Source organism: Rhizomonospora bruguierae (assembly GCF_018397995.1).
Lineage (GTDB): Bacteria > Actinomycetota > Actinomycetes > Mycobacteriales > Micromonosporaceae > Rhizomonospora > Rhizomonospora bruguierae.
Genome location: NZ_BBQH01000022.1, coordinates 26,027 through 49,216 on the forward strand (window position 1 = coordinate 26,027; position 23,190 = coordinate 49,216).

The following is a 23,190-nucleotide window of genomic DNA, read 5'->3' on the forward strand; positions in this document are numbered from 1 at the left end:
CGTGATGGTGGTGGACGACCACCCGATGTGGCGCGAGGGCGTGGCCCGGGACCTCACCGAGGCCGGTTACGAGGTGGTCGCCGCGGTCGGCGAGGGCGCCCAGGCCGTGCGGATCGCCCCCAGCGTCCGTCCCGACGTGGCGGTCGTGGATCTCCAACTGCCCGACCTGTCCGGTGTGGACGTCATCCGCGGGCTGGTCGCCGCCCGCGCCGAGGTCCGGGTGCTGGTCCTGTCGGCCAGCGGCGAACACCAGGACGTGCTCGACGCCGTCAAGGCCGGCGCCGCCGGGTACCTGGTCAAGTCCGCCGCCCGCGCCGAGTTCCTCGACGCCGTGCGCCGCACCGCCGAGGGCGACGCCGTCTTCACCCCCGGCCTGGCCGGCCTGCTGCTCGGCGAGTACCGCCGCCTCGCCGCCGCACCGCGCACCGACCCCGACGCGCCCCGCCTCACCGAGCGGGAGACGGAGATCCTGCGCCTGGTGGCGAAGGGCCTGTCGTACAAGCAGATCGCCGAGCGCCTGGTGCTGTCGCACCGCACGGTCCAGAACCACGTGCAGAACACCCTCGGCAAGCTCCAACTGCACAACCGGGTCGAGTTGGTCCGCTACGCCATCGAGCAGGGCCTCGACGACTGACGCCGGGCGCGGGCCGTCACGGCGCCGAGGGCGTCATGTCCTGGGTGCCGATGACGGCGAGCAGGCGCAGCGCCTCCTCGGCCCGGCTGCCGGGCGCCGCGTTGTACGTGATCAGCCGCTGGTCGCGGTCCGCGATGAACAGGACCTCGCACTCCACCTCGAACCGGCCGACCGCGGGGTGGGACACCGGCATCACCGTGCTGTTGGGTGGGACGCAGACCCGGTGCGCGGCCCACCGGCGCTCGAAGTCGGCGCTGCCGGCGCGCAGCCGCTTGACGAGGGCGTGCAGGCCGGCGTCGCGGGGGTACTTGGTCGCGGCGGCCCGCAGGACGGAGACGACCTGGGTGGCGAAGGCGTCGGCGCGGGGGTCGTCGCCGACGCCGTCGCGGAAGGTCCGCCAGGCGATGTTGCGATCGGGCTCCGGCACGGCGGACAGGTCGCCCATCAGGGCGCCGGCGACCGGGTTCCAGGCCAGGATGTCGTACTTGGCGTCGATGACGAAGGCGGGCACGTCGGTGAGCCGATCCATCAGGTGGCGGATGCCGGGGGAGACGTCCCGGGTCAGGCCGGCCGGGGGCGCGGGCTCCTCCCCGGCGAGGCGGAACAGGTGGTCGCGCTCGCCGTCGTGCAGGCGCAGGGCGCGGGACAGGGCGGCGAGCACCTGCCGGGACGGGTGGGGCCCGCGGGACTGTTCGAGGCGCGTGTAGTAGTCGACGGAGATGCCGGCGAGCCGGGCGACCTCCTCGCGGCGCAGCCCCGGGGTGCGCCGGCGGGTGCCGGCGGGCAGGCCGGCGTCGGCGGGGCGCAGCCGCGCGCGCCGGCCGCGGAGGAAGTCGGCGAGTTGCTCCCGGTCCATGCCGTTCAGCGTGCCAGCCGTCCCGGCCGCCCAGCCAGGGATCGCGGGTCCCTGGACAACCGGGTCTCTCCCGCCGGCCGCCCCGGCGGGTCAGCCTCGGAGCGTGAGCGACAGCGTGATCGCCCTCGTGACGGGGGCCAACAAGGGCATCGGGTACGAGATCGCCGCCGGGCTGGCGGCCAAGGGAGCGACGGTGCTGGTGGGCGCCCGGGACGCCGAACGGGGGCGGGCGGCGGCCGAGGCGCTGACGGGGGCCGGTGGCGCGGCGGTGCACGTCCCGCTGGACGTGACGGACGCCGCGTCCGTCGCCGCCGCCGCGAAGTGGATCGACGACCGGTACGGCCGGCTGGACGTGCTGGTGAACAACGCCGGGGTGCTGCTGGACTGGGGCGTGCCGCCGAGCCGGGTCACCCCGGACGCGCTGCGCGGCACGTACGAGGTGAACGTCTTCGGCGTAGTGGCGGTGACCAACGCCCTGCTGCCGCTGCTGCGGCGGGCGCCGGCGGCGCGGATCGTGAACCTGTCCAGCGAGATGGGTTCGCTCGCCGTGGCCAGCGATCCGGGCAGCCGGTACGCGCAGAACCCGGTGCTGGCGTACACCTCGTCCAAGACGGCGCTGAACATGGTGACGCTGGGGTACGCGAACGAGCTGCGGGACACCCCGATCAAGGTGAACGCCGCCGACCCGGGGTACTGCGCGACGGACCAGAACGGGCACACCGGGCCGCGCACGGCGGCGCAGGGCGCCAACGCGGCGGTGCGCCTGGCGACCCTCGGCCCGGACGGGCCGACCGGCGGCTACTTCACCGAGGACGCGTCCGTCCCCTGGTGAGGCCACTCGTGGACCGGCACGTTGGTGTGCATGTGCGCGACGTACCGGTTGAGCATCGCGCGCAGCGCCGCGCGGCGGTCCAGGCCGGCGTCCTCCAGTTCGGCCAGCGTCCCGAGCTGCCAGGTGGCGCCGTTGCGGTGGGTCAGGCAGCGCCGCTCGACGACGCCGAGGGCGCGGTCCCGCAGCGCCGGGTCGACGCCCCACCGGTCCAGCCCGGCGTGGGCCAGCGGAAGGAGCCGGCGCAGGATCACTTCGCTGACCGGCGCGTTGCCCAGACCGGGCCAGTACACCTGGGCCTCGATGCCGTACCGGGCGCAGGCGTTGAAGTTCTCCTCGGCGGCGCTGAACGACATCCGGGACCACAGCGGGCGCTCCGCCTCGGCCAGGGCCCGGACGAGTCCGAAGTAGAACGCCCCGTTGGCGAGCGTGTCCGCGACGGTGGGGCCGGCCGGCAGCACCCGGTTCTCCACCCGCAGGTGTGGCCGGCCGGCCACCACGTCGTACACCGGGCGGTTCCAGCGGTAGATCGTGCCGTTGTGCAGGCGCAATTCGCCCAGTTCCGGCGTGCCGCCGCCGTCGAGCACCCGCTCCGGGTCCTCGTCGGTGCAGATGGGCAGCAGCGCCGGGAAGTACCGGACGTTCTCCTCGAACAGGTCGAAGACCGAGGTGATCCAGCGGTCCCCGAACCAGACCCGGGGGCGCACACCCTGCGCCTTGATCTCCTCGGGGCGGGTGTCGGTGGCCTGCTGGAACAGCGGGATCCGGGTCTCGTGCCAGAGCCGCCGGCCGAACAGCAGCGGCGCGTTGGCGCCGAGCGCGACCTGCGGCCCGGCGATCACCTGCGCGGCGTTCCAGTAGGCGGCGAACTGGTCCGGGCTGACCTGGAGGTGGAACTGGGTGCTGGTGCACGCCGCCTCGGGGGCGATCGTGTCCACGGTCGCGTGCAGCGACTCGATCCCGTCCACCGCGAGGGTCATGTCCTCGCCCCGGGCGGCGAAGATCTGCTCGTTGAGCGCCGCGTACCGGGAGTTGGCGGACAGCGCTCCGGCGGTCATCAGGTCCCGGGTGAGGGTCGGCAGGATGCCGATCATGACCAGGTGCGACCCGGTGCCCCGCGCCCTGGCCTCGGCCGCGTTCAGGCTGGCCCGGACCTGCTCCTCGAAGCCGTCGAGCCCGGCGCCGGCCAGCGCCCGGGGCGGTACGTTGATCTCGATGTTGAACTGGCCCAGTTCGGTGACGAACGCCGGGTCCTCGATCGCCCGCAGCACCTCCGCGTTGCGCATCGCCGGGTCGCCCGCCCCGTCCACCAGGTTCAGTTCGATCTCCAGGCCGGTCAGCGGCCGGTCCACGTCGAACCGGAACCCGCGCAGCATCGCGGCGAACACGTCCAGCCCCCGGCGGATCTTCTGCCGGTACCCGGCGCGGTCGCTGCCGGTGAACACCTGCCGCTCGATCTTCTCGCCCATCGTCTGCCCTTATACCCAGTGCGCACGCTCATCACTGGGGGGGCGCACCGATTTCCCCGGGCACGATTCCCCCACGGCACCTAGCGCACCTCGCGGCGGGGGCGGCGGCTTCGCTAAGCTGTCGCCCGGCCGAAGAAGGGCGACGGAAGGCGGCCCAGGTGAGGCAGACGGCACCCGCTCATCGGCGCACGGCGGCGCTGCTGGCGCTGCTGGCCGCCCTGCTCGTCCTCGCGCCCCTTGCGGCGGGCGGCACCCCGGCCCTGGCCGAGCCCAACGGCACCACCGCCGGCACCGACGACGAGGGCGGCACCAAGAACCTGCGGCAGGCCCTGGAGGCCGCGAACCGCGGCTGGTTGGACGCCAAGGCCGCCCTGGAGCAGTCCAAGAAGAAGCAGATCGAGCTCCAGCTCAAGCTCAGCCAGGTGCAGCAGCGGCTGGACGGGCTGATGGCCGGGGTCGGCCAGGTGGCGGTGAACGCGTACCGCAGCGGCCGGATCGGTGTGGTCTCGGCGCTGCTGAACAGCGCCTCGCCGGACGACTTCCTCCAGCGCGCCACCGGCCTGGAGATGCTGGCCCGGTACGACGACAACCAGTTGCGCAAGCTCACCGAGGCCCGCGAGGAGGCGGCCCGGGCCAAGGCGGCGATCGACGCCGAGCTGGCCAAGCAGCGCAAGCAGGTCGACATCATGGCGAAGAAGAAAAAGGACGCCGAGCGGGCCCTGGGCGCCAGCAGTGGCGCCTCCGGCGGCTTCCTGGACCCGAACTCGCCGCTGGCCAAGGCGGCGCCGCGCAACTCGGACGGCTCCTGGCCGAGCGAGTCCTGCACGGTCAACGACCCGACCACCTCCGGCTGCATCACGCCGCGCACCCTGCACGCGATGCAGCAGGCGAAGGCGGCCGGGTACAAGCGGTACGTCTCTTGCTTCCGCAGCGGTGGCGGCGGCGAACACCCCAAGGGCCGCGCCTGCGACTTCTCCGCGGCCGCCAACGGCTTCAAGGACGAGAACGCCACCGGCGGCGACCGCACCTACGGCAACAGCCTGGCCGCGTACTTCGTGAAGAACGCGAGCCGGCTCGGGGTGCTCTACGTCATCTGGTACCGCCAGATCTGGCAGCCCAGCACCGGCTGGCGCTCGTACAGCGGCAGCGGCGGCCCGGCGGCGACGCACACCAACCACGTACACCTATCGATGATCTGATGCGCCCGCTGCCCGGCTGGCTGGCCGCGGCCCTGGTCTTCCTGGCCAGCGGCGCCGTGCTGGTGCTGGAGGTCGTGGCCCTGCGCCTGATCGGCCCGTACGTCGGGGTCACCCTGCAAACCAGCAGCAGCGTGATCGGGGTGGCGCTGGGCGCCATCGCCTACGGCGCCTGGATCGGCGGCTGGCTGGCCGACCGGCGGGACCCGCGCCGCCTGCTCGCCCCGGCGCTGGTGCTCGCCGGCATCGCCACGGCGGCCACGCTGCCGCTGGTCCGCTTCGCCGGCGAGGCGTTGCGCGGCGCGGCGGCCGGCGGGGTGCTGATGCTCGCGGCGGTCGCGGTGATCCCGCCGGCCGCGCTGCTGTCCGCGGTCACGCCGCTGGTGGTCAAGCTGCAACTGGGGGACCTGCGCCGCACCGGCCAGGTGGTGGGCCGGCTGTCCAGCATCGGCACCCTGGGCGGCATCACCGCCACGCTGGTCACCGGCTTCATCCTGGTCGCGGCGCTGCCCAGCAGCGTCATCGTGCTGAGCCTCGCGGTGCTGCTCGGCGCCGCGGGCCTCGCGCTGGGCGGCTACCTGTACCGGCGGGAGCGCACCGCCCCGCCCAAGCCGTCCCGGGCCGGCGCGGCGATCGTGCTCATCGGCCTGGCCGGCGCCGGGCTGGCGGCGGTCGCCCCGGACCCGTGCGACGTGGAGACGGCGTACCACTGCGCCCGGGTGGAGGTGGACCCGGCCCGCCCGACCGGCCGCCTGCTGATCCTGAACTCGGCCCGGCACTCGTACGTGGACCTGGCCGACCCGCGGCACCTGGAGTTCGCGTACACGCGGTGGATCGCGGCGGTGGCGGACCTGGTGGCCCCGCCCGGCGCCCCGATCGAGGCGGTGCACCTGGGCGGCGGCGGCTTCACCCTGCCCCACTACCTGGCCGCGACCCGCCCCGGTACCCGCAGCACCGTCCTGGAGCTGGACGGGGCGCTGGTGGAACTGGACCGGGCCAGGCTGGGCCTGCGCATCGGCCCGGACCTTCGGGTGGTCGTCGGGGACGCGCGGGTCAACCTGCACCGGCGCCCCGGCGGCAGCGCCGACCTGATCGTGGGGGACGCGTTCGGGCACCTGGTCGTGCCGTGGCACCTGGCCACCCGCCAGATGATGGCCGAGGTGCGCCGGGTGCTGCGCCCGGGCGGCGTCTACGCCCAGAACGTCATCGACTACCCGAGGCCGGGCGGCGGCCCCGGCCGGTTCATCCGCGCCGAGCTGGCCACCGTGCGGGCGGTGTTCCCGCACGTGCTGCTGGTCGCGCCGCCGGCGGCGATCCGCGGCGAGGTCAGCGCCAACTTCGTGATCGTCGCCGCCGACCATCCGATCGACGTCGCCGCCCTCCAGCGCCGGCTGGACGGGTACCCCGAGGAGCGGGCGACGGTGCTGGCCGAGGGCGCGGCCGCGGATTTCGCCCGAGGTGGCCCGGTATTGACCGATGACCACGCGCCGGTGGACCAGTTGCTCGTCACCCCGTAGCGCTCGGCCGGTGCACCCGGCCCGCCGGTCGGGTCACCCGGCGCTCGCCCGCGGTTCATTGGCGCGACAAGCGGGCTGCGTGTGGACGTCGCCGGCCGGCGGTTGACTGATCCGGCAGTCGATCGAGGTGACTGTCCACAGCGAACCGCGGGAGTGCAGATGACGTCGCGACGTACCCTTCTCACCACCGGTGGCGCGGCCGTGGTGGCCGGGCTGGCCCTGTCCGGCGCGGCGCCCGCCTCGGCACACGGAGCCGGGCAGCCCGCGCACCGGCCGGTCGTGATCGGACACCGGGGGGCGAGCGGGTACCGGCCCGAGCACACCCTGGCCTCGTACGAACTGGCGATCCGGCTGGGCGCCGACTACGTCGAGCCGGATCTCGTGTCCACGAAGGACGGTGTGCTGGTCGCCCGGCACGAGAACGAGATCTCCGGGACCACGGACGTGGCGGTCCGGCCGGAGTTCGCGGGCCGGCGGGCGACGAAGACGATCGACGGGGTCGCGGTCACCGGGTGGTTCACCGAGGACTTCACCCTCGCCGAGCTGAAGACCCTGCGGGCCAAGGAGCGGCTGCCGTTGGTGCGCCCCACCACGACCACGTTCGACGGGCGCTTCCCGATTCCGACCTTCCAGGAGGTCATCGACCTGGCGCGGGCGGAGAGCCGCAAGCGGGGGCGGACCATCGGCGTGTACCCGGAGACTAAGCACCCCACGTACTTCCGGTCGATCGGGCTGCCGCTCGAGGAGCCGCTGGTCAGCGTGCTGCGCCGGAACGGGTACACCGGCCGGCGCGACCCGGTGATCGTCCAGTCGTTCGAGACCGGGAACCTGCGGCAGCTCGCCCGGCTGACCGGGGTCACCCTGGTGCAGTTGCTGGACGCCAGCGGCGCGCCGTACGACCTGGCCGCGGCCGGTGACCCGCGCACCTACCGGGATCTGGCCACGGCCGGCGGGCTGCGGGAGATCGCCCGGTACGCCCACGGGATCGGCGCGAACAAGGACCTGCTGGTGCCGCGGGACGGGACCGGCCGGCTGCTGGCGCCGTCCACCGTGATCCGGGACGCGCACCGGGCCGGGCTGGTCGTGCACGCCTGGACGTTCCGGGCGGAGAACCAGTTCCTGCCGGCGGACTTCCGGATCGGCGCCGACCCGAACGCGCGGGGCGACATCACGTCCGAGTTCGAGCTGTTCTTCGATCTCGGGCTGGACGGGGTGTTCAGCGACCACCCGGACGCCGCCGTGGCGGCCCGGGCGGGGCGGCGGGCCTGACCCGTTCCGCGGCAAGGTCGTGCGCGTAGCGGGACCGGGCGGGCCGGCACCTCGGCGGACATCGCCGAGGCATCCGGCCCGCACGGCGGGGCAGATCATCGGCGGCAACGGCGGGTCGGTGCCGGGCCGGTAGGGAGTGTCGGGGCTCGCTGGTAGAACGGAGGGCATGCGCGAGCGGGCGGAGGCGGTGCTGCGCCGGTTGGCCGGCGAGGGTGCCCGGCTGCGGGCAGACCAGTGGCGGGCGATCGAGGCGCTGGTGACCCGGCAGCGGCGGGTGCTGTGCGTGCAGCGGACCGGCTGGGGCAAGTCGGCGGTGTACTTCGTCGCGACCGCCCTGCTGCGGGCGGGCGGTGCGGGCCCCACGGTGATCGTTTCGCCGCTGCTGGCGCTGATGCGCAACCAGGTCGAGGCGGCGGGGCGGGCCGGCATCCGGGCCCGCACGATCAACTCGGCGAACCTCGACGAGTGGGACGAGATCACGGCGGAGATCCACGCCGGGGCGGTGGACGTGCTGCTGATCTCCCCGGAGCGGCTGAACAACCCCGACTTCCGGGAGGGCGTGCTGCCCAAGCTGGCCGGCACGACCGGCCTGCTGGTGGTGGACGAGGCGCACTGCGTCTCGGACTGGGGCCACGACTTCCGCCCGGACTACCGGCGCCTGCGCACGTTCCTGGCGCACCTGTCGCCCGACACCCCGGTGCTGGCCACCACCGCGACCGCGAACGCCCGGGTCACGGCGGACGTGGCCGAGCAGTTGGGCGACACGCTGGTGCTGCGCGGCCCGCTGGAGCGGGAGTCGCTGCGTCTCGGCGTTCTGGAGCTGCCCGGCCCGGCGCAGCGGCTGGCCTGGCTCGCCGACCAGCTGGCCGAGCTGCCCGGCTCCGGGATCATCTACACCCTGACCGTCGCGCAGGCCACCGAGACGGCCGAGTTCCTGCGCTCCCGGGGGTACGAGGTCGCGGCGTACAGCGGCCAGGCGCAGGATTCGCAGCGCCAGGCCGCGGAGCGGGACCTGCTGGCGAACCGGATCAAGGCGTTGGTCGCCACCTCCGCACTGGGCATGGGCTTCGACAAGCCGGACCTGGGCTTCGTCGTGCACCTCGGCGCGCCGCCCTCGCCGATCGCGTATTACCAGCAGGTCGGCCGGGCGGGGCGGGGGGTCGCCGAGGCCGAGGTGCTGCTGCTGCCGGGCGCGGAGGACCCGGCGATCTGGCGGTACTTCGCCTCCCTGGCGTTCCCGCCGGAGCGGCAGGTCCGGTCGGTGCTGGCCGCGCTGTCCACCGGGAGCCCGATCTCCACCCAGGCGCTCGAGCCGATCGTGGACCTGCGCCGCACCCGGCTGGAGATGATGCTCAAGGTGCTGGACGTGGACGGCGCGGTGCGCCGGGTCCGGGGCGGGTGGCTGGCGACCGGCGAGCCGTGGGAGTACGACGAGGCGCGGCTGCGGCGGGTGGCGCGGGCGCGCGAGGCCGAGCAGGCGGCGATGCGCGAGTACGCGACCACGGCCGGGTGCCGCATGGAGTACCTGCGACGCTGCCTGGACGACCCGGGCGCCGAGCCGTGCGGCCGGTGCGACACCTGCGCGGGGCCGCGCTACGGCGTGGCCGTCTCGGCTACCGCGCTGGCGGCGGCGGAGGCGTTCCTGGGGCGGGCCGGCGCCCCGATCGAGCCGAAGAAGCTCTGGCCGACCGGGCTGGAGGCGGTGGGCCTGCCCCTCAAGGGCAAGATCCCGCCGGGGGAGCGGGCGGAGCCGGGCCGGGCCGTGGGTCGCCTCTCCGACCTGGGTTGGGGCGGGCGCCTGCGCGCCGTGCTCGGCGGGGGCGCGCCGGACGCCCCGCTCCCGGCGGAGCTGGCCGGTGCGGTGGTCGAGGTGCTCAAGGCGTGGGCGCGCGGGGAGCAGCCCTGGGAGCGGCGCCCGGTCGCCGTGGTGACGGTCGCCTCCCACACCCGGCCCCGGCTGGTCCGGTCGCTCGGCGAGCGGATCGCCACGGTGGGCCGGCTGCCGCTGCTGGGCGAGGTCACCCGGGCGGCCGGCGCCGAGTCGGGGGGTGCGAACAGCGCCCAGCGGGTCCGCGCCCTGGCCGGGGCGCTGGCGCTCCCGCCCGGGCTGGCGGCGGCGGTGGCCGGTGTCGAGGGCCCCGTCCTTCTGGTGGACGACCTGGTCGACTCGGGCTGGACGATGGCGCTCGCCGCCCGGCTGTTGCGCCTGGCCGGCGCCCCGGCCGTCCTGCCGCTCACGCTCGCCCTCAGCGGCTGAGGCCGCCCCGCGGGGTCGCGGGCCGTCGTGTGACGCAGTCGATCGGGGTTCCGCTCGCTTATACCCCTGGGAGGTATAAGCTCCAGGGGGGCCAGCGCGGCGATCGCCCGGCTGGTCGGGCATGAGGGAGACGAGATGAGCACCACGACGACGTACGCCGTGACCGGCATGACCTGCGGGCACTGCGCGCAGGCGGTGACCGCCGAACTGACCGCCCTGCCCGGGGTGCACGGCGTCCAGGTGGACGTGCCGGCCGGCGCCGTACGGGTCACCAGCGACGCCCCGCTCGACGAGGGCGACGTGCGGGCCGCCGTCGACGAGGCGGGCTACACCCTGGCGGGGCTCCATGCTTGATCGGGTACCGGTTCGACTGGTCGCGTTCGCATCCGGTCTCGTGCTGGCCCTGCTCGCCGGGCTCGGCATCGGCCGCCTGGCCGGTCCGGCCCCGGCGCCCCCGAAGACCACCGACATGGGGGCCGTGCCCATCGACGAGTCCCAGCCGCACAGCCACGGCGGCGACGCGACCGGCCAGCAGAACGCGGGGGAGCAGGTCGCCGGGCTGGCGGTGAGTTCCGGCGGGTACACGCTGGTGCCCGAGCGGGCCGAATACCCGGCCGCCACCCCGCCCACGTTCCGGTTCCGGGTCGACGGACCGGACCGGCGGCCGGTGACCACGTTCGCGGTCAAGCACGAGAAGCTGATGCACCTGATCGTGGCCCGCCGCGACCTGTCCGGCTACCAGCACGTCCACCCGACCCTGGCGCCGGACGGCACCTGGAGCGTCGACCTCGCCGGCCTCGCCCCCGGGCTGTGGCGTGCCTTCGCGGACTTCGCCGCCCTGGACGCGGCCGGCACCGAGCACCCGCTCACGCTGGGCGTCGACCTGACGGTGCCCGGGACGTACGCGCCGAAGGCCCTGCCCGGGCCCGAACGCACCGCGCGGGTGGGCGGCTTCGACGCGACCTACGAGGGGACGCCGCAGGTCGGCTCCACCCAACCGCTGCTGTTCCGGGTGTTCCGCGACGGCTCCCCGGTCACCGCGCTGGAGCGGTACCTGGGCGCCTACGGGCACCTGGTCGTGCTCCGGGAGGGCGACCTGGGATACGTCCACGTCCACCCCGAGGAGCGGCTCGTGGACGGGGCGGTCAAGTTCTGGCTGGCCGCGCCGAGCCCCGGCCGGTACCGGATGTACCTGGACTTCCAGGTCGCCGGCCAGGTGCACACCGCCGAGTACACCCTGGTGGTGAGCTGACCGGCGGCACGGACGCCGGCCGCCGCCGGGGTGCGCCCGCCCCGCTTCGCCCGATAAATCCTCACGGCCAGGGGTTACGGATCGGCCACCAGGCGGATACGGTCGGTGACATGACCGCGCCGACGATGCTTCCCGTGCGCTACCGGGAAGCCTCCGACGATGCCCCGCTGGACCGGCTGTGCGAGCTGGTCACCGAGGTTTTCGGCGGCCCCGTCGGCGGGTGCGGCGGCGGCGCCGAGGGGCTGAGCGACGACCAGCGCACCGCGCTCCGGGCGCTGGCCGCCGTGGTCGCCGACGAGCTGGAACTGCGGGATTCCGACGCCGCCCGGCTCGTCGCCCGGGACCGCCAGCGCCGGCTGCTCCGCCTGGCGGAAACGGTGCAGGACGACCTCGCGCCCGCGCTGCCCCAACCGCCCGGCATGACCATCGCCGCGTACGGGCGCCCCGCCCCGGGCGAGCCCGTCGGCGGCGACTTCTACGACGCGTTCCCCCTCGCGCCCGGCAGCTGGGGGCTGTTCCTCGGCGACGTGACCGGCAAGGGCCCCCGCGCCGCCGCGCTGACCGCGCTCAGCCGGTACACCCTGCGCACCACGGCGATCCTGGACCGCGACCCGGCCTCCACGCTGCGTGACCTGAACACGGTACTGCTGTCGCACGCCACCTCCGGCGACGACTGGCTGCCCCTGTGCACCGTCGCGTACGCCCAGGTCAGGCCGCCGACCCGGGCGGGCGGGGCGGCCCGGATCGGCGTCGCCTGCGCCGGGCACCCGCCGCCGCTGGTGATCCGCCCCGGCCGGCTGGCCCGCCGGGTCGAGTGCCTCGGCATGGTCCCCGGCGTCCGCGCCGACCCGGAGTACCGGCCCAGCGAGGTCGACCTGAACCCCGGCGACGCCCTGGTCTTCTACACCGACGGGTTCACCGACGCCCACCGCCAGCACGGGTACCGCCTGGAGATCGACGGGCTGCGGGTCGGCCTCTCCGGGCTGGCGGACACCTCGGCCACCGCGATCGTGGACCGCCTGGCGAACCTGCTCGGCGACGGCCCCGAGGCGACCCGCGACGACGCCACCGCGCTGGTCCTCAGCGTTCCGGCGACCCCGGCGGCGGGGTGAGCCGCCCTCAACCCCGTTGGATGAGCCGCTCCAGGTGCGGGGTCACACCCCAGGCGCCAGCCAGCCCCGAGTACTCCGCGCGCTGATCCTCGGTGACCGGCGCGCCCGTCCGCCGGGCCCGCAGCAGCAGATTCCGCGGCGTGTGCCGGGACTCCACGAACTCCACCACCTCGACCCGGTACCCGTGCAGCCGCAGCAGCGCCGCCCGCAGCGAGTCGGTGAGCACATCCGCGAAGCGTTCGCGCAGGATCGCGTGCCGGGTCAGCGCGTCGTACGGCCCGGTGGCGCCCTTGAGCTGCCGGGCCACGTCGTGGTGGCAGCAGGGCGCCGCGAGCACCCACCCCGCCCCCCACCGGACCGCCCGCGCCAGCGCCTCGTCGGTGGCGGTGTCGCAGGCGTGCAGCGCCAGCACCACGTCCGGCCGCTCGTCGAGGTGGACCCGCGCGATCGTGCCGGCCACGAACCGCACCCGGTCGCCCCAACCCAGCCGCTCCGCCAGACCGGTGTTGCGCAGCCGCTGATCCTCCCGCACGTCGACGCCGACCAGTTCCACGTCGGCGCCCCGCCGGTCGGTCAGGTAGCGGTACGCGGCGAACGTCAGGTACGCGTTTCCGCAGCCCAGGTCCACAACCCGCAGCTTCTCCGGCAGGTGGACGGGGAGCGTGGCGTCCAGGGCGCGCAGGAAGGCATCCACCTGCCGGCGCTTGGCCGCGCTCCCGCCGATCGCCTCGAACACCGGGTCCCCCGGATCGAGCAGGTGCTCGCTCGCGCGGTCGTGCTGGGTGCCCACCGCACCCGTCCCTGCCGCACCCGTCTCTGCCGCCCTCGGCGTACTCGCCGCGCGGTGCACCTGCGCCGCCCCGCTCTTCGTGACCCGCAGCTGCACGGTCGCGTCCGACGTCTCCACGTGCCAGTTGCCGAACGGTTCGGCCAGCAGCGCGTCCACCGCCGTCGCGGCCTCCGCACCCAACGCCACGTTCCGCGTGTACGGGCGGGCGCCGTCACTCGTCACGATCTGGAGGCGGGTACCGCCCTTCAGTGCCACCGGCCGCACCTCGGCGCGCACCACCCCCGGCCGCTGCCCCCGCCGCCGCCCGGCGCCCACCGCCCGGACCAGCCGTTCGCCGTCCAGCAGCAGCCCGCGCACCTCGGTGAGCGCCTCGTCAAGCGGTTCCATCCCCACGCTGCCCATCCTCCCTCGCGGGCCGGCTCACGCCCGACGCACCCCAACTCGCGCGCCCCGCACGGCTCCCGGGGCGGGTGGTGGTGCACCGCCACTTCGCTCTGCTTCCGCACAGGAAACGCCACCCTTGACCGGGCGGCGCCCCCTCGCGTGACGCGACCAGGCGACGAATCTTGGTGCCGACACGCCGCCCAATCGTCGTGTCGATACCAAGATCTGTCCGACCCGGGGCCGGACACGCCAGGCCGGGCCGTGCCGGGCCGCTCGGCGCCGCGCCGGGCCGCGTGGCGCCGCGCCGCGCCGGGTGGGGCCGCGCCGGGCCGGGTCGGGTCGGCTACCCGGGTCGGGGCTGTGGAGACGGCGACGCGGAGCGCGCTGGGCGCCCCGCGTCGGGTTTGTTGAAGATCAGGCGGATTCGCCCGCGTCACCGCCGTCACCGGTCTCGGTGGCGGTATCACCGGCCGAGCGGGAGCGTCCGCGTCCGCCGCGGCGGCGACGACGGCGGGGCTTCGCGCCCTCGCCCGCATCGCCCGCCGGAGCCGGGTCGGCGGGCTCGGTCGCCGCGGGTGCGGCCACCGACGCGGTCTCGACCGTGGCGGCCTCGCCCGACTCTCCGGCCAGGATCTCGCCGGCCCGCCGGCGGCGGCGCTGGCGCTTGGGGCGGTCGGTCGGCTCGGTGGACTCGGCCGGGGCTTCGCCGCCCCGGCGGCGGGAGCGGCCCGGGCCGGACCCGGCCGCGCGGGTGCTCCGGCGGCGGCCACCGCCCAGGTCCTCCTCGACCTCCGCGGCCAGGCCGGCGCGGGTGCGGTCCGCGGTGGGCAGGGTGCCCTTCACGTCCTCGGGGATGTCCAGGTCGGAGTAGAGGTACGGGGACGTGTGGTACGTCTCCGGGGGCTCGGGCATGTCCAGGCCCAGCGACTTGTCGATCAGCCGCCAGCGGGGCATGTCCTCCCAGTCCACGAACGTGACCGCGACGCCGGTGGCGCCGGCGCGGCCGGTCCGGCCGATGCGGTGGGTGTACGTGTCGGGGTCCTCGGGGCAGTCGTAGTTGACCACGTGGGTGACGCCGGAGACGTCCAGGCCGCGGGCGGCCACGTCGGTGGCGACCAGCACGTCGATCTTGCCGACCCGGAACGCGCGGAGCGCGCGCTCCCGGGCGCCCTGGCCCAGGTCACCGTGGACGGCCGCCACGGCGAAGCCGCGGAAGTCCAGGTCCTCGGCGACCCGGTCGGCGGCCCGCTTGGTCCGAGTGAAGATCATCGTGAGGCCCCGGCCGCGCGTCTGGAGCAGGCGGGCCACGACCTCGATTTTGTTCATCGGGTGGGTCCGGTAGGCCAGTTGCTTGGTTAGCGGCGACGGCCCGGTCAGCGCGTCGTGCTGGGCGTGGATGGTGATCGGCTGGCGCAGGAAGCGGCGGGCCAGGGCGACGATCGCGTCCGGCATGGTGGCCGAGAACAGCATCGTCTGCCGGTTCTCGGGGAGCATCGCCAGGATCTTCTCGACGTCGTCCAGGAAGCCCAGGTCGAGCATCCGGTCCGCCTCGTCCAGCACCAGGGCGGAGATGCACCCCAGCTTCAGGTGCTTCTGCTTGGCCAGGTCCAGCAGCCGGCCCGGCGTGCCGACCAGGATCTCCACGCCCTTCTTCAGCGTGTCGGTCTGCGGCTCGTACGCCACCCCGCCGTAGATCGGCAGGACCCGGACGCCGCGGGTGCTGCCGGCGGCGGCGAGATCCTTGGCGACCTGCAGGCCGAGTTCCCGGGTCGGGACCACGACCAGCGCCTGCGGCCGGCCGTCGGCGCCCTCGCCGGGCGCCAGCACGCGGTCCACCAGGGGGATGCCGAAGCCGAGGGTCTTGCCGGTGCCGGTCGGCGCCTGGCCGATCAGGTCCGAGCCGCGCAGGCCGATCGGCAGCGCGTACTCCTGGATGGCGAAGGCGTGGGTGATGCCGATCGCCGCGAGCGCCGTCACCGTCTCCGGGCGGGCGCCGAGCTGGGCGAACGTGGGACTTGCCGGTTGCTGCGCCAGGTGCGCGCCGGCCTGGGTTTCGTCGATCTCTGTCATGTGGTTGTCGGGGTGCCCTCTCGTGGTGCGCCCCGTCGTTCGCGAAAGGGCGCGATCGGTATGGCGCGGGCCGCACGCGATGTCGGATCGCGGGCCACGCGCATCACGGCGGGCTCGGTGGGGAATGACCCCGTCTCCAAGCCGCACGCCAGCGGTAACTCCCCCATGGTACTCCGGTGCCGGGGAGATTCCCTGATCAGAGGAAACGGTACGCCGGGCGCCGTTGTCAACACCGGGCGGTAACCTGCGCTCGTGTCCGCGCCCGCACCCCGCACCGCCGTCGTCGAGCTGCTGGGCATGCTGGCCTACGGCGGGCTGCTCGCGTTCGACCGGATGGCCACCGACGCCCGGCTCGCCCCCGACCTGGGCCGCCGGGCCGTTCTCAGCGAAATGGCCGCCGGCGAGATCACCAACTACCGCCGGCTGGCCGCCCGGCTGGTCGAGCTGGGCGCCGACCCGGCCGAGGCGATGGAGCCGTTCGTGCCGGCGCTGCGGGCGTACCACGACTCCACCGAGCCGAAGGACTGGCTGGAGGCGCTGACCAAGGCGTACGTGGGGGACAGCATCGCCGACGACTTCTTCCGGGCGGTCGCCGAGCAGTTGGGCGAGCCGGACCGGCGGCTGGTCGTCGACGTGCTGCACGACTCGCGGTACGAGGAGTTCGCCTGCCGGGAGATCCGGGACGCGATCGCCGCGGACCCGAAGGTGGCGAACCGGCTGTCGATGTGGGCGCGGCGGCTGGTCGGGGAGGCGCTGTCCCAGTCGCAGCGGGTCGCGGGGGAGCGGGTGGCGCTCGCCACGCTGATCCTCACCGGCACGGGGGACCAGGCCGGCTTCCACGCGTTGGTGAAGCGACTCACGTCGGCGCACACCGAACGGATGGCGGCGGTCGGGCTCAACAACTGAAAACCCCGCCGGTTCACCCGGCGGGGTCAGTGTGGCGTTCGGGGTGCGGCCTGCTCAGCGCGCCGTGAAACCGACCGGGCGGGCCGACTCGGCGATCTCCACGTAGGCGATCTTGGCGACCGGCACGATGACCCGGCGGCCCTTCTCGTCCTGGAGCGTCAGCAGGTCGTTCTGCCCCGCGAAGGCCTCGGTCACGGTCTGCTCGACCTCGGCCGGCGTCTGGGCGCTCTCCATGACGAGCTCCCGCGGCGCGTACTGCACGCCGATCTTGACCTCCACGTCGTCCTCCTCGTCGGGGCGTCGAAACCCGCCGCACAAGACGATACCGCGCAGACGGTACCGATCAGGTGCTGGCCGGTCAGGCTGGCTCGGCGGAGTTGATACCGGGCCCGGCCGGCGCCGCCAGGGCCGACTCGCCGTGCAGCGGGAAGCTCGCGATGCCCCGCCAGGACAGCGCGGCGAGCAGCGCCTCCGCCTCCGCCTGGGGCACCTGGCGCCCGCCGGCCAGCCAAAACTTGGCCGCCGTCTCGGCCGCGCCGACCAGCCCGGAGGCGAGCAGTTCGGCCCGCGCCCGGGTGACCCCGGTATCCGCCATGATCGTGTCGGAGATGGCCGCTATGCAGCCCTTCTCGACCCGCCCCACCCGCTCCCGGACCGCCGGTTCGTTGCGCAGGTCCGACTCCAGCACCAGCCGGAACGCTTCGCTCTCGTGGCCGACGAAGTCGAAGTACGCCCGCACCGCGCCGCGCACCCGCTCCGCGTTGTCCGTGGTGGCCGCCATCGCCTCGCGCACCTGGGCCACGATGGCGTCGCACTGCGTCTCCAGCAGTGCCAGGTACAGCTCCAGCTTGCCGGGGAAGTGCTGATACAGGACGGGCTTGGAGACGCCGGCGCGCTCGGCGATGTCGTCCATCGCGGCGGCATGGTAGCCCTGCGCCACGAACACCTCCTGCGCGGCGGCGAGCAGCTGTGCCCGGCGCGCTGATCGGGGCAGCCGGACCGGCCGGCCCGCGGTCTGCGCACTGCCCGACGCCGTGGCCATGAAGCCACCTCCACTGTTTTCTCGTCGTCATCCCGTGAATGGCTTGACCAGTCAACTCTTCCCGGCCATCGAAATACCCAGCCGGCGCAACTTAAGGACTTCCCCAGCACACGGTAGCCTCACGTGGGGCGACGGAGGAGCGCACGGTGGACGATTCAGGGCACCCGGGTGGCACCACGCCGAGCCGAAACGGCAACGGCGCCGGTCAGTACCCCGGTCACCAGGCCGGTCGTGCCCGGCTGAACGGCTGGGCGGCGGTGGACGACGTCTGGTCCAGCGCCGGCGCCGCGCTGGAGCCCGCTCTCGACCCCATCCACCCCGGCTGGCACACCGCCGACCGGCCCGCGACCCTCGACGCGCCCGCGCCCACCCGCCCCGCCGACCCGGGTCACAGCCGCGACGAGTACCTCACCCCGGAGGATCTGCGCGTTCCGTCCAGCGCGCCGCCGTACCCGTACGAGGGCGACCTGGAGGATGCCCGGCTGCTCGACGGCGGCTGGCCACCGGAGGCGTTGCCCCGGCCCGCCGAGCGCGACGACGACGGGGTCCGGCGCTCGATCGCGGAGCGCACGCCGGCCGCCGGAATCCCGGTGTCGTGGCGGGAGCCCGCCCCGCCGCCGTCCGCCGCGCCGCAGTCGCCTGCGCCACAGTCCCCTGTCGACCGGGCCGCTTTGGACCGGCCACCACTCGACCGGCCGCCAGTGGATCGGGCCACTGTGGATCATGGCAACCCGCCGTACCACGGGCACCCGGGGTACGAGCGGCAGCCGGAGCCGGCCGGCTACCCATCGCGGCCGCTGTCCCCGGCGCCGAGCGGTGCCGCCGGCGTGGCCGCCGTGCCGCACCCCATCTCCGCCGTTCCCGCCTCCGCGCCGGTGTCGGCTCCCGGGTCGATGGCCGCGCCTGGCGCGGCGGGTGCGCCCGCCCCGATGCCGGCGCCTGCCCCGATGCCGGCGCCCGCTGCGGTGGCCGCGCCCGCCCAGGTGGCTACGTCCGCCCCGGCGCCGGCGCCCGTCACGTCGATGCCTGCCCAGGTGGCCGCGCCCGCGCCGCCGGCTGCGCCCGCCGCCGGCATGCCGCCGGCCCAGGCGATGCCGTCCGGTCCGGGGATGCCTTCGGGGCCGGTGGTGCCGGCCACGGGCAACGCCCCGCCGTTACCGAGCGGGCCGGTCCACCCCGGGTCGGAGCCGCTCGGGGAGCTGCCCCGTCCGACTTCCGCCCCGCCGCGCCCGATGTCGGCGCCGCCCGTCCCGGCCTCGGGGCCGCCGGCGCCGGCCGCCATGCACGGGGTGCCGCAGGCGCTGGCGTCCGCCACCCCTTTTAACGGCTACGGCGATCCGGCCGCGCCGCCCGGGTTCCAGCCGGCACCGGGCGGCCGGGAGGAGCCGGCGCTGCTCCAGCACCGGTACGAGTCGGTCCGGCCGCTGCGCGACCCGCGCGGCTCGGGCCCGATCCCGGTCGCCTCGGCGGCGCCGATCGCGGCCCCGGGCGTGGGCAATGTGGACGACGGCGAGTCGCTGCCGCAGCGGGTGCCCGCGCCGCCGGACGTGCCCAATTTCGCGCCCCCGGATCCGAACGATCCACCCGCCGAGACCACCGAGATCGCCCGGATGTTGAAGCATCTGCGGGAGGAGGACGTGCCCGGCCGCCAGCAGGAGGGGTTCGCGGGCTTCGACGTGCCGACGATCCTGGCCGCCGTCCGGGAGGTCCCCGGGGTGCGGGACGCCCAGGTGCGCACCAGCGAGACCGGCGGGCACAAGCTGCGCCTGGACCTGGCCGACGGCGCCGACCCGGGCGCGGTCTCGCGCGAGGTCGCCCGGCTGCTCGGCGAGCGCATGGGGTTGGCCGCCGCGCCCCACGGCACCCCGCCGGTCCCCCAGAGCCCGCCGCCCGCCGCCGAGCGCCCGTCGCCCCCGCGCGGCGTTGTACCGCAGTTGTCGACCGGGGTCGCCCAGCCCACCGGCCGGGTGGCCGCTGAGGGCGGACGCCGCCGCGCGGAGGAGGCGGAGGCCACCGGTCGCCCGCCCGCCGGGGAGGAGTACCAGGCGCGTCGCCGCCGGCCGAGTCCCGCCGCGGAGCCCGCCTCGGGCCGGGCCGCCGCTCAGCCCCGCACGCCGCCACCGCTGCCGGCCGGGTACGACCCGCTGAGCGGTCACGCGGGTCCGCAGGCGGGGCCGTCGGCGACGCCATCGGCCGCTCCGGCGGAGGCGTCGCCGCGGCCGCTGAGCCCCGGCACGCAGCCCGGCCCCCGCGTGGTGCTCGACCACGTGCAGGTCAGCACGTTCGGGCTGGACGCCACCGTCGAGGTGCGGCTGTCCGCCGGTGACCGGCACACCGTCGGGCTGGCCAGCGGGCCGGCCGTGGACGGGTACGTGCTGCGGCTGTGCGCCGTGTCCGCCGCGGTCGCGATCGACGACCTGCTGCGCGGCCCGGAGTCGGGCGCCGATCTGGGGCGCTGCTTCGTGGAGCACGCGTCGGTGGTGCCGCTCGGCAGCTGCGAGGTGGCCGTCGTCGTGGTGCTGCTGGTGTGCGGCGGCTGGGTCGAGCAACTGGCCGGGTCGGCGCTGGTCGCCGGCGACCCCCGCCAGGCGGTGGTGCGGGCCACGCTGGCCGCCGTGAACCGCCGGCTGGAGGGCCTGCTGGCGTAGGGCCCCCGATCGGGCGATCTCCAACGGTGGCGTTACCGGTGGGTAACCGATGCATCATTGTCGGATGAAGCGCGCGAAACTCGCGCCCGACGATCGGCTGCCGCGACCGGAGCGGTTGGCTGCGCCGTGGCCCGGCCGGGCGGTGCCCCTGGACGGCTCCACGATCTACGTCCGGGACACACCGGCGACCGCACCCGGCGCCGAACCGGCCCTGTACGTGCACGGACTCGGCGGCTCCGCCCAGAACTGGACCGACCTGGCCGAGCTGCTCGCCGGCCGGCTGGCCGGGCAGGCGATCGACCTGCCCGGGTTCGGCAAGAGCGACCCGGCCCGCCGGTACACGCTCGCGGCGTTCGCCGAGCGGGTGGTCCGCTGGATCGAGTACAGCGACCGGGGGCCGGTGCACCTGTTCGGCAACTCGCTCGGCGGGGCGATCACGATCCGGGTGGCCGCGAGCCGCCCCGACCTGGTGCGCTCGCTGACCCTGGTCTCCCCGGCGATGCCGTTCCTGGACCCGCGCAGGTCCGTGCAGGGCCGGGTCGTGCCGCTGCTGGCGGTGCCGGGCGCGGAGCGGATCGCCGCCCGCCAACTGGCCCGGATCGCGCCGGAGGAGCTGATCCGGCAGATCATCGGCGCCTGCTTCGCGGACCCGACCTGCGTACCCGAGCAGCGGATGGCCGAGGCACTGGAGGAGATCAGCGTCCGGTACACCGCCGAGCACTACGCCTCGGCGTACCTGGGCACGCTGCGCGGCCTGGTCGGCAGCTTCCTGCGGGCGTACCTGCCGGGGGAGGGCTCGCTGTGGCGGATCGCCGCCCGGGTGCGGGCGCCCACCCTGGTCGTCGCCGGGCGGCAGGACCGCGTGGTGGACATCCGCGTCGCCCCGCAGGTGGCGCGCGCCATCCCGGACAGCCGGCTGCTGATGCTGGACGGCGTGGGTCACGTCGCCCAAATGGAGGTGCCGCGGGTGGTGGCCCGGGCCGCGTTGGCCCTGCTCGACGAGGCTGCGCCGGCCACCACGCAAACGGTCGCCCCGCGCCCCACCCGGTCGGGTTTCGCGTCCGACCACGCCGCCGGCTTCGGTATGGCAGGCTAAGTGCCCTGATGTCCGTTCGTTCTCGTATGTGGCTCGCCGTGCTCCTGCTCGCTGGGCTCGTCGTGTCTGTCGCCGGTGTCGTCCTGGTGCGTGGGTCGACCCCGCCGTGGTTGGGCGGGAAGGCCAGCGAGGCGCCGACCGGGCCGGTCGGGTCGCCGCGGGTGCCGGCGCCGGTCGAGCGCGTCGTGGCCGGGCTCCCGGCGCCCACCGATCCGGCGCCCACGCTCACGCCCCTGCCGACGATCGCCCCGACCCCGCCGGAGCAGCCGCCCCTCCAACTGGTCGGAGCCTTCCCACGCAACGGGCCGGGCACCTTCACCGTCGAGCCGACGCGGGGGCCGGTGCTGGGCGCCGCCGGCCCGATCCGGCGGTTCCAGGTCGCGGTCGAGCGGGGCATGGCGGAGGGCACCGCCGAGTTCGCCGCGGCGATCGACGACGTGCTGGGCGACCCGCGCAGTTGGGTCGCCGGCCGCCGGTTCCGGCTCCAGCGGGCAGCGGCCGGCGCGGCGCACGATTTCACCGTGTACCTGGCGACGCCCGGCACCGCCCAGCGGTTGTGCCGCCAGGGCGGGGTGGACATCCGCGTGAACGGCGAGCCCTTCACCTCCTGCCGGGCCGGCCCCGCCGTGGTCATCAACCTGGCCCGCTGGCGCCTGGCCACCCCGTCGTACGTGAGCCGCCGCATCCCCCTCGCCGTGTACCGGCAGTACGTCATCAACCACGAGGTGGGTCACGCGTTGGGGCACGGCCACGCGCGCTGCCCGGGTCCGGGGCGGCCGGCGCCGGTGATGATGCAGCAGACGCTGAGCCTCGGCCGGTGCACCGCGAACCCGTGGCCCTACCTGAACGGGCGCCAGTACTCCGGCCCATCGCTATAAATCGGGGCGAATTTGGGACGGGGATGTCCGTGTGTCGCCCCGCGGACGCATGACAAGCTGAGTGGCGATGGCCGACCAGGCGACCCGAAGCCGCCCCCGGCCCGCCCGCCCGGAGACCGAGCAGGACCGCGCGGCGGGCGAGGCCGTCGCGCCCCCGGCGGCCGGGAACGCTCCGCCCGGACGGTCGCGTCTGGACCCCGGATCGGTAGCCGCGAAGCGGGCCGGCCTGCGCCGTCGGCGTACCGGAGCGGTGTTGCTGATGCTGGCGGCGGCCGCGCTGGTCGGCGTGGACCTGGCGCGCGGCGGACCGCTGCCCCGGGCGGTGGTCGCGCCGCCCACGACCGAGCCGCCGTCCGCCGCGCCCACCGCGCCCACCGCACCCGCCGTGGTGGTCCCGTCGAAGGGCGCCAACACGTTCGCGTACGCGGGCCAGGGACGCGCCTTCGGGTCGGCCGGGACGCTGCGTAAGTACCGGGTGGCGGTGGAGAACGGCTCCGGCGTGACCCCGGGCGCCTTCGCCGCCGCCGTGGACGCGATCCTCGCCGACCCGCGGGGCTGGACCGCCAGCGGCAAGCTGCGCCTGCAACGGGTGGCCAAGTCGGCGGCGGCCGAGTTCACCGTCTACCTGGCCACGCCCGCCACCTCCGAGCGCATGTGCGCCGTGGGCGGCCTGCACACCGACGGGTTCGCCTCCTGCCGGCTGAAGGGGCAGGTCATCATCAACCTGGCCCGATGGCTCACCGCGGTCCCCGACTACGGCGCCCCGCTGAAGGACTACCAGGCGTACGCGCTCAACCATGAGGTCGGTCACCAGTTGGGGCGGGGCCACGAGGCGTGCAAGGGTCCGGGCGATCTCGCGCCGGTCATGCAGCAGCAGACGTACGGGCTGCGGGGGTGCCTGCCGAACAGTTGGCCGTACGTGGACGGCAAGCCTTACACCGGCCCGGCGGTGCCCTGACCAGAACGCGGGACGCCGGGAATGCCC

20 protein-coding genes are annotated in these 23,190 nt (G+C 75.1%); 14 read left to right on the plus strand and 6 right to left on the minus strand.

The features are described from left to right. The first annotated feature begins 4 nt into the window (after positions 1 to 4). Entirely contained in the window at positions 5 to 634 is a 630-nt protein-coding gene (locus KJS59_RS12760) for a response regulator (RefSeq protein WP_213453171.1), read from the plus strand. 16 nt (positions 635 to 650) lie between these two features. On the opposite strand, the gene KJS59_RS12765 is transcribed toward KJS59_RS12760, so the two are convergent. After that, positions 651 to 1,490, minus strand: coding sequence for a helix-turn-helix transcriptional regulator (locus KJS59_RS12765; RefSeq protein ID WP_213453070.1), 840 nt, complete (start codon positions 1,488 to 1,490; stop codon positions 651 to 653). A 103-nt stretch (positions 1,491 to 1,593) separates the two neighbouring features. Here KJS59_RS12765 and KJS59_RS12770 point away from each other — a divergent pair, with 103 nt between their 5' ends. After that, entirely contained in the window at positions 1,594 to 2,322 is a 729-nt protein-coding gene (locus KJS59_RS12770) for an SDR family NAD(P)-dependent oxidoreductase (protein WP_249714082.1), read from the plus strand. On the opposite strand, the gene KJS59_RS12775 is transcribed toward KJS59_RS12770, so the two are convergent. Beyond that, a complete protein-coding gene (locus tag KJS59_RS12775; RefSeq protein WP_213453072.1) occupies positions 2,289 to 3,788 on the minus strand; it encodes a glutamate--cysteine ligase family protein in 1,500 nt (499 codons plus the stop codon). The genes KJS59_RS12770 and KJS59_RS12775 overlap by 34 nt on opposite strands. A 158-nt stretch (positions 3,789 to 3,946) precedes the next feature. Here KJS59_RS12775 and KJS59_RS12780 point away from each other — a divergent pair, with 158 nt between their 5' ends. The 7 genes from KJS59_RS12780 (at position 3,947) to KJS59_RS12810 (ending at position 12,391) form a co-directional block, all read left to right on the plus strand. Beyond that, positions 3,947 to 4,987 carry a coiled-coil domain-containing protein gene (locus KJS59_RS12780; protein WP_213453073.1) on the plus strand — a complete coding sequence of 347 codons (1,041 nt, stop codon included), beginning with the start codon at positions 3,947 to 3,949 and terminating at the stop codon, positions 4,985 to 4,987. Beyond that, the gene (locus KJS59_RS12785; protein WP_213453074.1) at positions 4,987 to 6,501 is read left to right on the plus strand and encodes a fused MFS/spermidine synthase; all 1,515 of its coding nucleotides are present in this window, start codon (positions 4,987 to 4,989) and stop codon (positions 6,499 to 6,501) included. The genes KJS59_RS12780 and KJS59_RS12785 overlap by 1 nt, the downstream gene beginning before the upstream one ends. A gap of 159 nt (positions 6,502 to 6,660) precedes the next feature. Then, on the plus strand, positions 6,661 to 7,770 hold the full coding sequence (locus tag KJS59_RS12790; RefSeq protein WP_213453075.1) for a glycerophosphodiester phosphodiesterase: 1,110 nt from the start codon (positions 6,661 to 6,663) through the stop codon (positions 7,768 to 7,770). Positions 7,771 to 7,936: 166 nt separating this feature from the next. Beyond that, entirely contained in the window at positions 7,937 to 10,027 is a 2,091-nt protein-coding gene (locus tag KJS59_RS12795; RefSeq protein ID WP_213453076.1) for a RecQ family ATP-dependent DNA helicase, read from the plus strand. Between the two features lie 135 nt (positions 10,028 to 10,162). Further along, a complete protein-coding gene (locus KJS59_RS12800; protein ID WP_213453077.1) occupies positions 10,163 to 10,381 on the plus strand; it encodes a heavy-metal-associated domain-containing protein in 219 nt (72 codons plus the stop codon). Further along, positions 10,374 to 11,279, plus strand: coding sequence for a hypothetical protein (locus tag KJS59_RS12805; RefSeq protein WP_213453078.1), 906 nt, complete (start codon positions 10,374 to 10,376; stop codon positions 11,277 to 11,279). Before KJS59_RS12800 ends, KJS59_RS12805 begins: the two co-directional genes overlap by 8 nt. A gap of 110 nt (positions 11,280 to 11,389) precedes the next feature. After that, positions 11,390 to 12,391, plus strand: a complete 1,002-nt coding sequence (locus KJS59_RS12810) for a PP2C family protein-serine/threonine phosphatase (protein WP_213453079.1) — start codon at positions 11,390 to 11,392, stop codon at positions 12,389 to 12,391. Between the two features lie 7 nt (positions 12,392 to 12,398). On the opposite strand, the gene KJS59_RS12815 is transcribed toward KJS59_RS12810, so the two are convergent. Together KJS59_RS12815 and KJS59_RS12820 are read right to left on the minus strand one after the other, a co-directional pair. Continuing rightward, entirely contained in the window at positions 12,399 to 13,568 is a 1,170-nt protein-coding gene (locus tag KJS59_RS12815; protein ID WP_376771169.1) for a class I SAM-dependent methyltransferase, read from the minus strand. Between the two features lie 411 nt (positions 13,569 to 13,979). After that, positions 13,980 to 15,635 (minus strand): DEAD/DEAH box helicase, encoded by a 1,656-nt coding sequence (locus tag KJS59_RS12820; protein WP_213453081.1) that lies wholly within the window; start codon positions 15,633 to 15,635, stop codon positions 13,980 to 13,982. Between the two features lie 252 nt (positions 15,636 to 15,887). Between KJS59_RS12820 and KJS59_RS12825 the strand changes: the two genes are divergently transcribed. Beyond that, on the plus strand, positions 15,888 to 16,541 hold the full coding sequence (locus KJS59_RS12825; RefSeq protein ID WP_213453082.1) for a ferritin-like fold-containing protein: 654 nt from the start codon (positions 15,888 to 15,890) through the stop codon (positions 16,539 to 16,541). A gap of 54 nt (positions 16,542 to 16,595) precedes the next feature. Here the strand turns inward: KJS59_RS12825 and KJS59_RS12830 are convergent, their stop codons facing one another. Beyond that, complete coding sequence (locus KJS59_RS12830) at positions 16,596 to 16,820, minus strand: DUF3107 domain-containing protein (protein ID WP_213453083.1); 225 nt, start codon at positions 16,818 to 16,820, stop codon at positions 16,596 to 16,598. A 79-nt stretch (positions 16,821 to 16,899) separates the two neighbouring features. Continuing rightward, positions 16,900 to 17,583, minus strand: coding sequence for a TetR/AcrR family transcriptional regulator (locus KJS59_RS12835; RefSeq protein WP_213453084.1), 684 nt, complete (start codon positions 17,581 to 17,583; stop codon positions 16,900 to 16,902). A gap of 146 nt (positions 17,584 to 17,729) precedes the next feature. Between KJS59_RS12835 and KJS59_RS12840 the strand changes: the two genes are divergently transcribed. The 4 genes from KJS59_RS12840 (at position 17,730) to KJS59_RS12855 (ending at position 23,163) form a co-directional block, all read left to right on the plus strand. Next, entirely contained in the window at positions 17,730 to 20,231 is a 2,502-nt protein-coding gene (locus tag KJS59_RS12840) for a hypothetical protein (RefSeq protein WP_213453085.1), read from the plus strand. 64 nt (positions 20,232 to 20,295) lie between these two features. Then, a complete protein-coding gene (locus KJS59_RS12845; RefSeq protein WP_213453086.1) occupies positions 20,296 to 21,327 on the plus strand; it encodes an alpha/beta fold hydrolase in 1,032 nt (343 codons plus the stop codon). Between the two features lie 8 nt (positions 21,328 to 21,335). Then, the gene (locus KJS59_RS12850; protein ID WP_249714083.1) at positions 21,336 to 22,205 is read left to right on the plus strand and encodes a DUF3152 domain-containing protein; all 870 of its coding nucleotides are present in this window, start codon (positions 21,336 to 21,338) and stop codon (positions 22,203 to 22,205) included. A gap of 67 nt (positions 22,206 to 22,272) precedes the next feature. Continuing rightward, positions 22,273 to 23,163 (plus strand): DUF3152 domain-containing protein, encoded by an 891-nt coding sequence (locus KJS59_RS12855; protein ID WP_213453087.1) that lies wholly within the window; start codon positions 22,273 to 22,275, stop codon positions 23,161 to 23,163. The last annotated feature ends 27 nt before the right edge of the window (positions 23,164 to 23,190 follow it).

Coding starts and splice junctions, on each gene's coding strand:
- KJS59_RS12760 (WP_213453171.1), top strand. CDS start 5: ATGGTGGTGGACGACCACCCGATGTGGCGCGAGGGCGTGGCCCGGGAC.
- KJS59_RS12765 (WP_213453070.1), bottom strand. CDS start 1,490: ATGGACCGGGAGCAACTCGCCGACTTCCTCCGCGGCCGGCGCGCGCGG.
- KJS59_RS12775 (WP_213453072.1), bottom strand. CDS start 3,788: ATGGGCGAGAAGATCGAGCGGCAGGTGTTCACCGGCAGCGACCGCGCC.
- KJS59_RS12785 (WP_213453074.1), top strand. CDS start 4,987: ATGCGCCCGCTGCCCGGCTGGCTGGCCGCGGCCCTGGTCTTCCTGGCC.
- KJS59_RS12790 (WP_213453075.1), top strand. CDS start 6,661: ATGACGTCGCGACGTACCCTTCTCACCACCGGTGGCGCGGCCGTGGTG.
- KJS59_RS12795 (WP_213453076.1), top strand. CDS start 7,937: ATGCGCGAGCGGGCGGAGGCGGTGCTGCGCCGGTTGGCCGGCGAGGGT.
- KJS59_RS12800 (WP_213453077.1), top strand. CDS start 10,163: ATGAGCACCACGACGACGTACGCCGTGACCGGCATGACCTGCGGGCAC.
- KJS59_RS12805 (WP_213453078.1), top strand. CDS start 10,374: ATGCTTGATCGGGTACCGGTTCGACTGGTCGCGTTCGCATCCGGTCTC.
- KJS59_RS12810 (WP_213453079.1), top strand. CDS start 11,390: ATGACCGCGCCGACGATGCTTCCCGTGCGCTACCGGGAAGCCTCCGAC.
- KJS59_RS12815 (WP_376771169.1), bottom strand. CDS start 13,568: ATGGAACCGCTTGACGAGGCGCTCACCGAGGTGCGCGGGCTGCTGCTG.
- KJS59_RS12820 (WP_213453081.1), bottom strand. CDS start 15,635: ATGACAGAGATCGACGAAACCCAGGCCGGCGCGCACCTGGCGCAGCAA.
- KJS59_RS12835 (WP_213453084.1), bottom strand. CDS start 17,583: ATGGCCACGGCGTCGGGCAGTGCGCAGACCGCGGGCCGGCCGGTCCGG.
- KJS59_RS12845 (WP_213453086.1), top strand. CDS start 20,296: ATGAAGCGCGCGAAACTCGCGCCCGACGATCGGCTGCCGCGACCGGAG.
- KJS59_RS12850 (WP_249714083.1), top strand. CDS start 21,336: ATGTCCGTTCGTTCTCGTATGTGGCTCGCCGTGCTCCTGCTCGCTGGG.
- KJS59_RS12855 (WP_213453087.1), top strand. CDS start 22,273: ATGGCCGACCAGGCGACCCGAAGCCGCCCCCGGCCCGCCCGCCCGGAG.